General features: G+C 35.8%; 13 protein-coding genes. 8 read left to right on the forward strand and 5 right to left on the reverse strand.

What is annotated here, in order from left to right; translation table 11 throughout:
• Positions 1 to 106: 106 nt before the first annotated feature.
• Entirely contained in the window at positions 107 to 472 is a 366-nt protein-coding gene (locus AAHH40_RS01115) for a dihydroneopterin aldolase (protein ID WP_342220291.1), read from the reverse strand.
• A 90-nt stretch (positions 473 to 562) separates the two neighbouring features.
• Between AAHH40_RS01115 and AAHH40_RS01120 the strand changes: the two genes are divergently transcribed.
• Positions 563 to 1,042 (forward strand): PH domain-containing protein, encoded by a 480-nt coding sequence (locus AAHH40_RS01120; RefSeq protein ID WP_342220292.1) that lies wholly within the window; start codon positions 563 to 565, stop codon positions 1,040 to 1,042.
• A 106-nt stretch (positions 1,043 to 1,148) separates the two neighbouring features.
• Here AAHH40_RS01120 and gloB read toward each other — a convergent pair whose 3' ends face one another.
• From gloB to asd, 3 genes are all read right to left on the reverse strand, one after another.
• A complete protein-coding gene (gloB, locus tag AAHH40_RS01125) occupies positions 1,149 to 1,922 on the reverse strand; it encodes a hydroxyacylglutathione hydrolase (RefSeq protein WP_342220293.1) in 774 nt (257 codons plus the stop codon).
• Between the two features lie 106 nt (positions 1,923 to 2,028).
• On the reverse strand, positions 2,029 to 2,514 hold the full coding sequence (locus tag AAHH40_RS01130) for an acyl-CoA thioesterase (protein ID WP_342220294.1): 486 nt from the start codon (positions 2,512 to 2,514) through the stop codon (positions 2,029 to 2,031).
• 60 nt (positions 2,515 to 2,574) lie between these two features.
• A complete protein-coding gene (gene asd, locus AAHH40_RS01135; protein ID WP_342220295.1) occupies positions 2,575 to 3,411 on the reverse strand; it encodes an archaetidylserine decarboxylase in 837 nt (278 codons plus the stop codon).
• Between the two features lie 91 nt (positions 3,412 to 3,502).
• On the opposite strand from asd, the gene AAHH40_RS01140 reads away from it, so the two are divergent.
• The 7 genes from AAHH40_RS01140 to AAHH40_RS01170 all read left to right on the forward strand — a co-directional run bounded on the left by AAHH40_RS01140 (position 3,503) and on the right by AAHH40_RS01170 (position 12,916).
• Positions 3,503 to 3,874, forward strand: a complete 372-nt coding sequence (locus AAHH40_RS01140; protein ID WP_342220296.1) for an FAD-dependent monooxygenase — start codon at positions 3,503 to 3,505, stop codon at positions 3,872 to 3,874.
• A 34-nt stretch (positions 3,875 to 3,908) separates the two neighbouring features.
• Positions 3,909 to 5,087 carry an FAD-dependent monooxygenase gene (locus AAHH40_RS01145; protein ID WP_342220827.1) on the forward strand — a complete coding sequence of 393 codons (1,179 nt, stop codon included), beginning with the start codon at positions 3,909 to 3,911 and terminating at the stop codon, positions 5,085 to 5,087.
• A gap of 128 nt (positions 5,088 to 5,215) precedes the next feature.
• The gene (locus tag AAHH40_RS01150; RefSeq protein WP_342220297.1) at positions 5,216 to 7,132 is read left to right on the forward strand and encodes a glycoside hydrolase; all 1,917 of its coding nucleotides are present in this window, start codon (positions 5,216 to 5,218) and stop codon (positions 7,130 to 7,132) included.
• Between the two features lie 81 nt (positions 7,133 to 7,213).
• Entirely contained in the window at positions 7,214 to 9,457 is a 2,244-nt protein-coding gene (locus AAHH40_RS01155) for a hypothetical protein (RefSeq protein WP_342220298.1), read from the forward strand.
• A gap of 360 nt (positions 9,458 to 9,817) precedes the next feature.
• On the forward strand, positions 9,818 to 10,687 hold the full coding sequence (locus tag AAHH40_RS01160; protein ID WP_342220299.1) for an SPFH domain-containing protein: 870 nt from the start codon (positions 9,818 to 9,820) through the stop codon (positions 10,685 to 10,687).
• Positions 10,662 to 11,414: a hypothetical protein gene (locus AAHH40_RS01165; RefSeq protein WP_342220300.1), complete on the forward strand. Its 753-nt coding sequence runs from the start codon at positions 10,662 to 10,664 to the stop codon at positions 11,412 to 11,414. The genes AAHH40_RS01160 and AAHH40_RS01165 overlap by 26 nt, the downstream gene beginning before the upstream one ends.
• A gap of 293 nt (positions 11,415 to 11,707) precedes the next feature.
• Positions 11,708 to 12,916 (forward strand): multifunctional CCA addition/repair protein, encoded by a 1,209-nt coding sequence (locus AAHH40_RS01170; RefSeq protein WP_342220301.1) that lies wholly within the window; start codon positions 11,708 to 11,710, stop codon positions 12,914 to 12,916.
• A gap of 2 nt (positions 12,917 to 12,918) precedes the next feature.
• Here the strand turns inward: AAHH40_RS01170 and aroC are convergent, their stop codons facing one another.
• Entirely contained in the window at positions 12,919 to 14,007 is a 1,089-nt protein-coding gene (aroC, locus tag AAHH40_RS01175; RefSeq protein ID WP_342220302.1) for a chorismate synthase, read from the reverse strand.
• Position 14,008: the final 1 nt, after the last annotated feature.

A 14,008-nucleotide genomic window follows, 5' to 3' on the forward strand; every position in this document is an offset into this window, starting at 1 on the left:
GCTTTTGAAAGCTTGAAATTTATATTTTGAGAGAAATTTCTTTTTATTAATTTAATAGTTTAACCAAAATATAAAGTTAATTATACCGTTGATGAAGAAAGTAGGATTAGTCGCTGATTGAAAAGCTAGCTTGTTCTAGTGAAGCTAATTGAGGATTTTTGGTGATACACAAAAAAATATTAATTTTAGCATTTATTTTTTCAGATAGTTTAACTTTAAGAAATTGATAGAGTTGATATGCTAAGGCTTCGATAAGCTTAAAAGATCGATCATTGCAGAATTGCTGTAAATCATCCGCCAGATCCGCATAGCAGATGGTATTTATTAAATTATCGTTGGTACAGGCATCAGGCAAACGATCAAAACCCAGCTTTATTTGTAAAATAACCCTTTGCGGTAAGAGCCGTTCTTCGATTGTATGGCCTAGTTTAACGTGTAAATTAAGTTTTTCTAGTATTAATTGAGAATTCATGGGCGAAAAGCATAGCAAAATAGCATAAGTTTGGCTACTATAGCTCCGTTCTACTCATATAAGTATTAAGTAAAATAATAAGAGGTCCTTATGAGCTATATCGATAAAACGCTCTTGCCGGATGAAAAAGTTATATATCGCAGTCATCCTCATTGGATTGTTGTTTTTAAATCGCTAATTGGCTTGGCTTTAATTGCCGCTTTTTTGATAATGGGGGCTCGCCATTCTGTATTTATCCTCAGTCTTTTTTCTTTATTAGGTTTAGCGGCTCTCCTATCTGGGCTCATCGTTTACTACTCTTCTGAGTTTGGCATAACCGATAAACGGGTCATCATGAAATCAGGCTTTATCAGTCGCTATGTTTTTGAAAATTCCTTGGATCGGATTGAAGGGGTGGAAATTAGCCAAAGTATTATGGGCCGTATTTTCGATTATGGGTCAGTTCGTATTCGTGGGGTTAGTGGGACCAATGAGTTATTTTCCGCTGTACATTACCCATTTAGATTTCGATATAAGGTGTTAGAAGAAATTGAGCGACAAAAAAAAGCTAAATATACTCTTTGCACTTGACATTGCCTGTGTATCGCGGGGATCGCAATTCTCATGTATCTTGAAGAAATGAAGGTTACTTCATTATCGCAGCGTCTTGCCAAAAATCCAATTGCTGTGAGTTAACTTATTTAAAATTATTTTTCCATTGGCGAAGATAAGCGAATATTTCAACCGGAGTTGCAAGTTTTTTTCCGGTTCTTTTTTCTGTGCGCATCTTTATTTCTGAATTATCACAACGTAAAAAAGGATTACTCAGACGTTCTTCAGATAGGAGGCTGGGTACACTAGCTACATTTTTTTGACGTAATTCTCTAGTTCTTTCTAAGCGTTCCTTGATATAAGTATTATTGGGTTCCACTGCTTGAGCGAAGTGTAGGTTAGCTAGCGTATATTCATGGCCGCAATAAATCTGGGTCTCATCCGGGAGCTGAGCCAGTTTATTCAAAGAATTCAACATTTGCTCGGCCGTACCTTCAAATAATCGACCGCAACCCGCGGTAAATAAGGTATCGCCGCAGAATAAAAGATGGTTCCCGTAATAAGCAATATGTCCTAAGGTGTGGCCAGGAATAGCAAGTACTTCAAAAGCAGGCCAATTAGGTAATTCAATTTTATCGTCTTCATCGACTGGGTGGTTTACTCCGGCTATTTTTTCTCTTGCAGGTCCAAATACAGGAACCTCATGTAGCTTTAAAATAGAACGAATGCCATTGGTATGATCCCAATGATGGTGCGTGATGAAAAGTGCATCAAGTTTAAGGTTTAACTGCTTTAATTGCGTAAGTACGGGTTTAGCTTCACCTGGATCGACAATGATGCAATGTTTTGTTTCCTCATTGATAAGACACCAAATATAATTATCCTTAAAAGCCAAAATAGGTAATATTTGTATCGTCATAATCTCTCCAAAAATTCTTTTATTTTTGTTAATTGTCATCCTAGAACAGTTAACCGAAAGGTAGGTTCAAGAGGATTTAAATTATTGATTTAGTATTTATTATTCGTCAGTCCTTTTTCCTTGATGCTTGATGTCGTCGTTCACGTCGCTTGCCCGCTTCTTCATAACGTCTCATTTCATCTTTCGTTTCAGGAATAACTTTAGGAACGTGTGCTGGGCGGCCATGCTCATCTGTACCTACAAAAGTAAAATACGCAGATACTATGTGACGCCGTGTGCCGGTACGATAATCTTCAGCAAGAACGCGTACGCCGATTTCCATTGAGCTGGTCCAGCTACGGTTAATAGCAGCTTGAAAAATTAAAATATCTCCTCGAGTTGCAGGTTGCAAAAAATGCATAGCATCCACAGAAACAGTTACACAAGGCCTTTGGCTATGTCTCTCAGCAACTACAGAAGCGACTCTATCGAGTGTGGACATCACTAAGCCACCAAAAACGGTTTCTGTTGAGTTCAAGTCATTAGGAAATATTTTATAAGTATGATCATGCACAGCCGATGCTGAAACAGTTTTTTCTTGTGGCATAGTCATGGGCGACCTCAACTTTTTTTGTCATCGAAAAAATATTATAGCCATTAATGTAGATACATCTTATATTGTCTGACCAATATTTTCACCAAATTTCACTTTTTTCCCCGATAAATGATTTAACCATTTCATACGGTTGGGCGCGAATAAAATAATAACTGTGGAGCCCAATTGAAATTGCCCAACTTCTTGTCCTTTAAGTAATGAAATTTTGTTGTCTAGATAATGCCAATGATAAATATGTCGTTTGGAAGCAGGAGCGATAATTCCTTCCCATGGAGTATTGATACTGCCAACAAGCATAGCGCCGACTAAAATAACCGCCATTGGACCTATAGGCGTGGAAAATAAGGTTATAACCCGCTCATTACGAACAAATAAATTGGGAAGTTCAGTAGTAGTTTGAGCATCTACTGAAAATAAACGTCCCGGAACATAAATCATTTCTTTCAGTTCACCGCTATATGGAATATGTACGCGATGGTAATCTGGAGGAGCTAGATAAAGTGTTGCAAATTGCCCTCCTTGAAATTCTGCGGCCAGTTTTGTAGAGCCGCCTAATAAGGCTTGTAAGTTATAATTTATTTTTTTGGCTTGAATCAGCTGATTTTCATTAATATCGCCAATTTGACTAATAGTGCCATCTACAGGCGATACGATATCCGTAGCATTACTGGAAATCGGACGCTTTTCGGGTTTCAATAATCGCGTAAAAAAATCATTAAAATTAATATAATGTTCGGGATTTTCTTCCTTCGCTATCGTCATATCGACATTATAATGCCGTATAAATCCATGGATTAGTCTGTTTTTAATCCAAGTTTGTTTACAGTTAGCTATCCATCCCGCAAAGCGGGATAGGCTATGTTGGGGTAGTAACGATTGATAACGGGTATGCAATTAATTCTCCTTAAAAATTTTAGCAAGCAAAATATTTGACCATTATAGCGCGGTCATTTTATTTCATGAAAGCCTGGACTATAGTTTTTTTATGAATACCGAAGTATTGATTGTTGGAGCAGGCCCCACGGGGCTGATGATGGCCTGTCAGCTATTGCGTTATGACGTAAAATTTAGAATTTTGGATAAGCAACGGGATCGAGTGCATGAATCGCGAGCATTCGCTATTCAAGCTAAATCGATGGAAATATTCCAAAACTTAGGTGTTGTTGATGAGTTTCTTAAATTAGCGCGTTCGAATGTGGATTTTGCTTTTTTTATTAACGGGAAGAAACAAATAGAAATAAAGTTTAAGCATTTCAAGCATCAAGACACCCCCTTTCCTTCCGTCTATTTTCTTCCGCAAACAGAAACCGAACGTATCCTGATTGAGTTCTTAGAAAAAAAAAGGTATTTATATTGAGCGCCAAAAAGAATTAATTACTTTTACGCAAGACATTAAATGTGTGCAGGCAACTATTAAAGACAATATGGTCGGAAGCACTGAAAAAATTAATTGCGCCTACATCATTGGTTGCGATGGTGCACATAGTAGCACACGTCATACGCTTCATTTTACATTTGAAGGAAATGCTTACCCACAAATTTTTAATTTAGTTGATGCAAATATTGAATGGCCCTATTCGCAAAACAAATTTCTTTTTTTCCTAGGAAAAGATGGGGTCTTCGTGCATATTCCGCTTACTAGGCAAATTAGCCGCATTATGTTAGCAAAACGCGCAGCTCATACTGAAGAAAAACTAACTACCCCGAACTTAATAGAATTAGAGCATTTGGCCAGTTTGCTGACCCAAGTTTCTGTAAAATTAGTTAACCCAATTTGGATATCTCAATTTCGATTACATCATCGTGGGGTAACGAAATATTATCAACACCGTGCTTTTCTCGCAGGGGATGCAGCACATATTCATAGTCCGGTAGGAGGTCAGGGTATGAATACCGGAATACAAGATGTCACTAATCTTGCTTGGAAACTAGCTTTAGTATTGAAAAAGGGTACTAACATTAAATTATTAGATACTTATGAGACAGAAAGGCATCCAGTGGGAAAAATTTTATTAAAAACGACGGATCAGTTTTTTTCTTTACTCACTGCAAATGGGTTTTTTATTTCCAAACTACGAAATTGGTTACTACCTTTTGTTATTTCGTTTCTTTTTTCAAAGAAAAATTTAGAAAAGCGTTTATTCTGGTTTATGTCGCAGTTGAATATTCACTATGCTAAAAATCCGTTTAACTATGAGGTCATAGAAAAATCTCACCAAGTATTTAAAGGGGGGCCATGTCCGGGATATCGCGCGCCCAATGCATCCGCCAATTCATCGACCCTATTTAAATTAGTAAGCCACAAACCTTTTAATATACTTTGTTTTGAGACTAAAGAGGAACAAATCGATAAGCACATAGAAAAAATAAATGCTTTTATAAAAAATTATCAAGACTGGATGCAGGTTCATGTTTTCGTTTTATCTCCAGCTAACGAGCTACTTTTTAAACGATATGGAGTGGTTGCATCTGCAATTTATGTCATCAGGCCCGATGGTTATGTCGGATTTCGCATTAATTCAGATAATTATTTATTTTTAGAGGAATATCTAAAGAATTTATTTAAATAAAAATCAAATGGAGATTTTTAATCCACTATCTCTTCCTGATCGAAAGCTTACACGGCTGTAAATATTTTGACCGTATAGTCGTTTCGCTATACAATTAGCGCATTTAATCTTGCTATTTGGAATTTTAAATGATGTTTAAAAAATTCTGGCCTGTTTTTCTGGGTTTATTATTGACCACCTCACTAGTATTCGCTAAAGAAAACTTTACCTTAAAAGCCAGAACCGGCGAATTTACTATTGACCCAGCAACCTTGGCTATTTCGGTTGCTCCCAGTGATGATGCTGCAGCGATTAGTTTGACACAAGCATCACTCGCTTTTGATGAAGTAAAAGATCTAAAAATCGATAATAAAACCGCTCAATGGACTTACCCGCATCTTAAAATGCAAGTTAAAGTAGTTGTAGATGAACAAGGTCTAAAATTTTCTTTTAAAACCAATAAAGAACAAACTTTTCAGTGGCCTCTAGCAGGATTAACCCCACAAGCTAAAGCTTTGGTTCTTCCAGATGGGGAAGGTTTATATATTCCTAATCATGATACATTCTGGCGTAAAGAGTTCAATAAATACCCAAATTTGTCCTTAAGCATTCCTTTCTGGGCAATAGAATATTCAGATGAAAATTATGTTAGTTATATTTGGAACGACCATGATGTTGATACCGATGCACAAGTCCGTGAAAAACAAACCCAACTTTATGTGATGAATGAACATCATTTTTTAAAAAGATCGCATTTCCCTGAATATACTTTATTAGTACATCTGACTGGCGACACTCCAATAAGCCCCGCGCTGGACTATCGCAATTTACTTATCAACGAAAATAAATTTGTTTCACTCAAACAAAAAATTCTAGAAAATGCCAATGTGAATAAATTATTAGGCGCTTTTCATATCTGGGTCTACGGTGATGGTAGGAATTTGGCTATGTTGGATGAATTAAATCGACTTGGAATTAAACATGCTTGGATAGGTTATGGGTATGGTACGAGCTTTAGTGAAGAGGATAATGTCAATCAGGACTATGTGCGTACCGCAGAAAGTAGGGGCTATTTAGTGGCTCCTTACGATAGTTTTGCGAATGCACAAAATCCAAAAACCTCCGATAGTATTACTTCAATTTGGACTAATCATTTATGGCCTGAGGCTTGTATTCGAAACGCCGATGGAGCTATTTTGCTGGGATTTCATAAACGGGGCTGTTATTTAAGCTCTGAGGCCTTACGATTAAGAGAACCGAAGGAAAAAAATATAGCTAATCAGCTCAATGCGGTGATGTTTAAGGGGGATAATAGTCTTTTTTTAGATTGCGATGCTTCAGGTCCACCGTCCGACGATTATTCAAAACAACATCCTATGACACGTGAGCAAGATTTAAATAATTTATTAAAACGTATGCGCTATATTAGCAGCACTAAAAAAATAGTCCTAGGTTCTGAAACTGGATTGTCTTGGGCGAATCCGACTATCGCCTATAATAATGGTGCTTTCTTGGTATTTCCAGAAGCTTTTTGGCCGTCTTTAAAAAATAAAAAACAATTTGGTGGGTGGTGGCCTGATGAAGCGCCAAAAGTTTTATTTAAACCCTATAATGCACCGGATGAGTTTATTCGTTCCTCCTACAATCCACGTTATAGATTACCCCTGTATGAAGCTGTATTTCATGACTCAGTAATTACTACCGATCGCTGGGAATTAAATGAATTGAAGATTCCCGCGATTAGAAAAACTAAAGCATTGTTACAAAATCTTTATAACGTTCCTCCAATTTGGGTGTTAGACCAAAAAACCTTACAAAAAAATAAAAAATACTTTGTTGATTACTATAATTTTTTCTCGCCACTCCATCAAATGACCGGTATAGAGCCGCTAACTACGTTTGATTGGCTAACCGATGATCGTTTAGTGCAACAAACGCAATTCGGAAATCGGCTTATCTTGACGGCCAATTTTTCTGATAAATACTATGAAGATATAGGGCCGCATTGTATCCAAGCAGAATGGAAAGAAGATGGTAGTAAATCTTTATTTTGTCCAAAAAATTAAAGTTTTTTATACTAGATCTTTTTATTTATTTAATTTAATCTAAGCCACTTCAGTTTACTAAAAATAATAAAAAAATACTGAGTGGCTTATCGTGAAAAATTTATTTCAATTTTGAATGAAATAAAGAAGTTTCCTAGCTTTATGGGCAAGATGACCGCAGTGGATCAATTAAATGATACCACCGCCTTTCCTTGGTTTTTGAATTTCTCCAAAAATTTTTCTGCAGATTATCGAAAATGTAAAAGTAATAGTTGGAATTATTTATTTTCTATTCATGACTTTAAAAATTCTGATGAGCTCCTGAGTGAGAGTGAAAAAGATCCAGTATATAAAAGATTCTATTTAATAAGAAAGTATAATGAACGGTTATTATTTTACTCCAGAGATAAAACCAATCCTTGGGTTATTGACGATAGAGATGAGAGTTGTGTAGTTCTGCATAGAAAAAACTATTTCGAATTTGAAAATATATTATCAATACTAATTGATGAAGAAATTAAAAAGAAAGTTTCTAGTAAAGCTTTAGCTGAAAAAGACATTCAATTAGAAAGAAAGCGTCTTTCGCAGCTAGCAAAACTCGCCCTGTTAAAAACATATAAAGAAGAAACATTAACAGATTCCGATATCTCTTCAGCGATAACTAGCTTGGATAACGAAGCTGCCATTAACCAATTTAATCAGCTTATTGCTCTAGAAGTAGATTATGTTTCTATTCAGCAAGAAATAAAAAAAATTAAAAAGAAACAAGCTAAAATAGTTAAAGAACTATACGTTTATTTTTTAAAAGAGACAGAAGCGGTTAGAATTTATTCGATTACGTCGATTTGGGAGAAAATAAATAAATTTGTAATTAAAAATAAACCAATGCAATTTTTTTCATTGATTTGGTATGGACTGAGTAGCCACGCCAATTTGTTAAGTTGGATTAGTTTTTTACTACTATTTTTTTCTTTATCTTTGTATAACTATCCAATTATTTTTTTAGTCTTAGGTATATCCTTAGCTAGTTATCTGATCTTTCGACTTTTTTATTTGGTTAAAAGAGATTCGATAATCTTTCCACAAATTTCTACAGATGAAGCGGAACAGATTCTTGAATTGGTAAAGATAGAGGTATTTAATGAGGAAAAAAACAAAAATGAATTTAAGTTAATTCATGAAATAGTTTATGATTTAACCAAAAAAAATCTAAATTTAAATGAATTTTTAAATTCAATTTTAAGTATTCAGAAAAATTTTGATCCCATTTATCTCCCTAATTTAAGTATTCAAGAATCCAAATTGTATCATTATTTAACAGAGGTCTATCCTAAAACACAATTTATAGCCTCATTAACGATTAATTTGACCAGCATTGTACTTTATACTTATTTGTTAACTTGGGCTATTTATAGTGTTTTAATGCTTTTCGGTGCGATTAGTTTGGCGACTATCATCGCTTCTCCTTTAGTAGTGGGAGTTTTAATTTTAATTGCCGCTACTTTTTTTTTGATAGACCATCTATGTGAATTTCGCGCTAGAGAAGACTTCTATCAACGAACTATTTTAAATCAGCTTAACGAAAAATGTGGTTATTGTTTTAAAGATCAATATGGTAAGCAACAAATTATTCAAATAGAAAAATGGAAAAAATTTGAATATTTACAGGATAATATTTGTTTTTTAGAGCTCGAGTTTAAAACTTTTTTCAAGAAAAATGGACTTGATGGTTTAAATAATAAATTTTATAATTTATTTAATAGCTATATGCTTAAAAAAAATGTTTATAACTTCTCAGAACAAGACAAAGTATTAGGTGACTCGGGCCTTTTTTTTAAAAATTTAAAAAAATTTTTAAATCGACTCTTTGCATTTTCGGGAGGTAGTTTTTATGGATATAACTTAACTCAACAAATTGTATGGAAGAGTAATCTAGGAATCCATGCGCTTGTTAAGACGCTGACTTTACCTATTTTGCTAATATTCATTCCCTTAATTATTATAAATGGCATTGCTAATCTCATTACCTATCACTTGCACAGTAGACAACGAAATCGGTTCGAAATGGCAAAAAATCTAGATAGTAGGTTAGAAGTTTTAGAACAAACTAATAAAAACCTACTATTTTTAGCAAGCCTTTTAAGTTTGGAACTTAAATATATATCTGATCCAATGGTTAGTTTGCATGCTGATTCTGTAATGCAGTCAAATTTGTCTTTGCCAAATAAAAATATTTTTTCTAAAAGATCGGATAATTTTTCTTTTTTTAAAGAGAACCATCAAGAAATAAATCCAAATCAAAAAAATAGAATATCAAGTTCGATACTAAATATTTATAGAACTTGAAGTTTAAAATATTAAAAATTAATTTTAAATATTCTTTTATGATACTAGTCTTATGTTAAGCTTAATTAATGTGAATTCAGAATTTCTGCGACGGAAACATTTTTATTGCCCTTATCTCTAAATTCGCATTATACTTTTTAATTAGAACATTATTAGTTTGCTGAATGAGGGATTTTCTATGGGATATACAATTACTGTTGGGGCAGATAAATCATTTTTATTGTCAGACAACGACCAGATTAATAATAAGATTCTTTTCTAAAGAATCCCAATCAGAATCCCAATGCTCTGGAGGAGAAGCTTTCTATTTTACAAGAGTCTCCTTCTATTCTAATTACTGAAAATGCAGAATGGTTTTCTTTGGAAACAGGAGAGCCTATTCAAGAATTTGTTGATTCATTAAAAAACTTGAATTTTTTGGAGCAAGATATCTACGAAAAATTACAGGGTTTGTTCTCCGTTAATCCAGTAGGCAATCAACTCTATAATGCGATTAAGGACTATGTTGTTAAAAGTTGTAACAGTGATGAACTTCACTTTACAACCTATTCGTTTGCAGAACGATGTTTACGTTTCCTAATCGCTTTATTAACTTTACCTATATCTATTTTTAGAATGCACCTAGTTAATGAAGGAGAGATAGGTTTAGTGTTATGTTCTGGAAAAGCTGAAATGCTACCACCAGGATGGCATGTAATGCTCGCGCCCACCACTGAATTTGTTGGTAAAAGAAGAATAGACGAGCCTTACATTCAACATGGTGCAATGAAATTGGTTCGGGTTCAAGAAGGTCAGTTAGGTTATGCTCAGGATACTAAGACGGGAAAGCATTTATTCTTGACGCCAGGGTTCCATATGATCCCCCTTGCCACGACCAAATTTATTAAATTTTTAGATTTGGAAAGGGAAATCAATGAACTGGATCCTGGTAAGTTGGTCTCAATTAGGACAGGAACAGAAGGGGTTATTTATGATGAGGAAGGACGCCTAGTGATGAAAAAGCCAGGGGTTCATTTTATCGTCCCGCCTTCTAAACTAATAAAAATTATATCGACTCAAGATAGTATTATGGAATTACCAGAAGCTATCTATGAGAGCAGTGATTATGTCCCCCTGAAAATCAAAGCTGATGTATTTTATCGAATTACTAATACTGAAAAAGTATGTAAGAAAATTGATCCTAACCTTTTAGATAAGTACCTCCATGATACAGCTATATTCTACCTTTAAAGAAATTGGCCAAAGTTCTACGCCTGCCTATAATGCCAGTTCTAGTTCCAGTACTCAGCAAGATTTAAATAATTCAGAGTTATCCCCGCCCCCCTATTCTTTTTATTCAAAAATGCATGATGCCTTTATTCGGGAATTACAGCGTCATGGGATCCATGATTTAGGAATAGATATCTTTAATATTAGAATTGAATCGTTAAGCATACAGGATCAGGAATTAGCTAAAACTATTGCTTCACAGTCTCTCCTGTTTGCTGAAACGCAAGCTAAATTAGCTAATATGGAAGCCGGCAATCAAATTCAAGAGGCTGATGCGAAACAAAAGGCAAGTAGCCGACTTATTGAAGCACAAGCAACGGCTATTACAATGCAAGCAAATGCCGAAGCAGAAGCTATTAAGATCAAAGCAAATGCCGAAGCAGAAGCTATTGAAGTAACAGGAAAAGCACAAAATCAAACTTTAGTAGGTAAATGGAAGGCTTTAGCAGTAGGGGGTAAGGCTGTGGAAGGTAATCCTACAGCGCAGCAAGCTGCTTTGATACTGGTAAATAATGAACAATTAAACGGTGTACAAAAGGTAATTTATTTACCAGGTAAAATGACGCAAGGCATAATAGGAGATCTTGTAAACTGTGGGATTTTTAGTGGGAATAGTGATAACCCTCCATTGAATTCGGTTAGTCTTTTGCCGGAAAACACAGAGCATCAAAAGGTTTTTGCACGGTAAATATATTCGAGTCTACAAATAAAATTGTGTAATTAGTAAGGCAGGTTCATAAGTAAGTGCGAATTTTTGTGAAGGGCACATTCAGTAACTAAGGAAAATTGCGAGGCTTTTGAAAAAACACATATGGAAAAAATTCGCCGCTTGTTAATAATCAAGCTAGTTTATTGCCGACTTTAGAAGGAACAAATTCATTAACGAACTCATAAATCAATAAATTTGGCAAAGTTGATAGTTTAGTTTATAACTTTCTTTATGCTTTATGGGCAAGAAGTTAAATATTGAAGGAAGTTGTTTTGGAAATTTATTTAGTTGGTGGGGCAGTGCGTGATCAATTATTGGGTTATCCGATAAAGGAACGTGATTATGTCGTCGTGGGCGCAAGTCCTGAGGAAATGTTAAAGCAAGGATTTCGCTTGATTGGCAAGGATTTTCCAGTCTTTCTTCATCCTAAAACTCACGAAGAATATGCATTAGCGCGTACAGAACGCAAAATTGGGCCTGGTTATAAAGGTTTTTCCTGCTATGCAGCGCCTGATGTGACGCTCGAGGACGATTTACAACGTAGAGATTTGACTATTAATGCCATGGCGCAAAATAACAGTGGTCATATTATCGATCCTTTTCAAGGCCAGAAAGATATTGATAATAAGCTATTACGACATGTCTCTCCTGCCTTTAGCGAAGATCCGGTACGTATTTTACGCGTAGCACGTTTTATGGCGAGGTTTTCGCCATTAGGTTTTCGAGTGGCTAAAGAAACCATGGAGCTAATGAAAGCTATGGTATCTATCGGCGAAGTGCAGGCGTTGGTTTCAGAACGAGTTTGGCAAGAATTTTCCAGAGCGCTCACTGAGCCTGCGCCTCAAGCTTTTATTAAAACTTTGTATGAGTGTGGCGCATTAGCAGTGTTATTTCCAGAATTGCAAGAATTATATGTACAATATGAACGTATAGCGGATCCACGTTCTATAGGGCAACATAGCTATTTAGCTGTTTTGGAAAAAGCGGTGGCATTAACGGATGATCCACAAGTACGTTTCGCAGCAATACTTTGTGATTTAGGTAAGGGTGTTGCAAAAGAAGAAACCGAAGCGGGAATTCATAAGATACAAGCCTTATGTCAGCGCTATCGTATACCTCGTGCCTATGCTTTACTTGCCGCCACAGCGGCGGCTTATCATCTACTTTGTCACCGCGCATTAGATCTAGATGCTCAATCTTTGTATATGTTACTAGAAAAAACCGATGCATTTAGGCAGTCTTCACGCTTAGATCAGTTTTTATTGGTTTGTGAAGCAGACTTTCAAGCTTATTCTGGACTAGGCAAAATCATTTATTTGCAAAAAGATAGAGTGTTAGCGGCTTTTACTGCGGCTAAAAAAGTATCTGCCAATAAGATAAAAAAATCGGGTATTACTGGCGCAGCGTTAGGGAAAAAACTCATTGAATATCGGATTAAAGCGATATATGAGTTTCTACAAAAAAGCTCTATCGAGCGTTAAATTCAAGTGCGAAGCGTATACTTTTGAGAGCGTAAATAATGATCCATAATGACTAAGGCTGCCATTGCGTCAACAATAGGGACAGCTCGGGGTAGAACACAAGGATCATGTCTGCCTTCGGTAACTAACTCCAGCATCTCGTTTTGTAAGTTAAGTGTTTGTTGTGGTTTGCTAATGCTCGAAGTCGGTTTGAATGCAACACGAAAATAAATATCTTCACCGGTAGAAATACCACCTAAGGTGCCGCCAGCATGATTAGAGGTAAATGACGGTTTGCCATTTTTAATGATCATTTGATCATTATGTTCACTACCGCACATGCCAGCTCCTCTGAATCCTGATCCAATTTCAAATCCTTTTACGGCGTTTATGCTCAGCATTGCTTTGCCTAAATCAGCGGATAATTTATCAAACACAGGTTCACCTAGCCCTGGAGGAACGTGACGTATCACACATTTGATGACACCCCCGATGGAATCACCCTCATTTTTTACACTTTCTACTAATTGAATCATTTGTGCAGCTAAAATCGGGTCTGGACAACGAATCATATTGGCTTCAATTTGGGTTGGAGTTATCGTTTGATGATCGATTTGCGTAGATAAATGACCGACTTGCTCTACGTAGCTAATAATTTCAATATTTAATTTTTGGTTTAAGAATTTTTTTGCAATAGCTCCCGCAGCGACTCTAGCCAATGTTTCTCTAGCACTGGCACGGCCACTGCCACGAAAATCACGTCGCCCATATTTCATCATATAAGTAAAATCAGCGTGAGACGGTCTATATACATTTTTTAATGCTTCATAATCTTCCGGTCGCATATCGGCATTATAGGCTAGCAGTAATATCGGTGTGCCAGTGGTTTTTCCTTCAAATACACCGGATAATAAATGAATGGTGTCACGTTCATTTCTGGGGCTAGTAATATGACTCTGTCCCGGTTTGCGTCGATCTAACTCTAATTGAATGTCATGCTCTGAAATTTCCAACCCTGGAGGACAGCCATCGACTATCACGCCCACAGCTCCCCCATGCGATTCGCCACAGCTAGTTATTTTAAATAATTTGCCAAAAGAATTGCCGGCCATA

It is taken from the genome of Rickettsiella endosymbiont of Miltochrista miniata, from assembly GCF_964031245.1.
Classification (GTDB): domain Bacteria; phylum Pseudomonadota; class Gammaproteobacteria; order Diplorickettsiales; family Diplorickettsiaceae; genus Aquirickettsiella.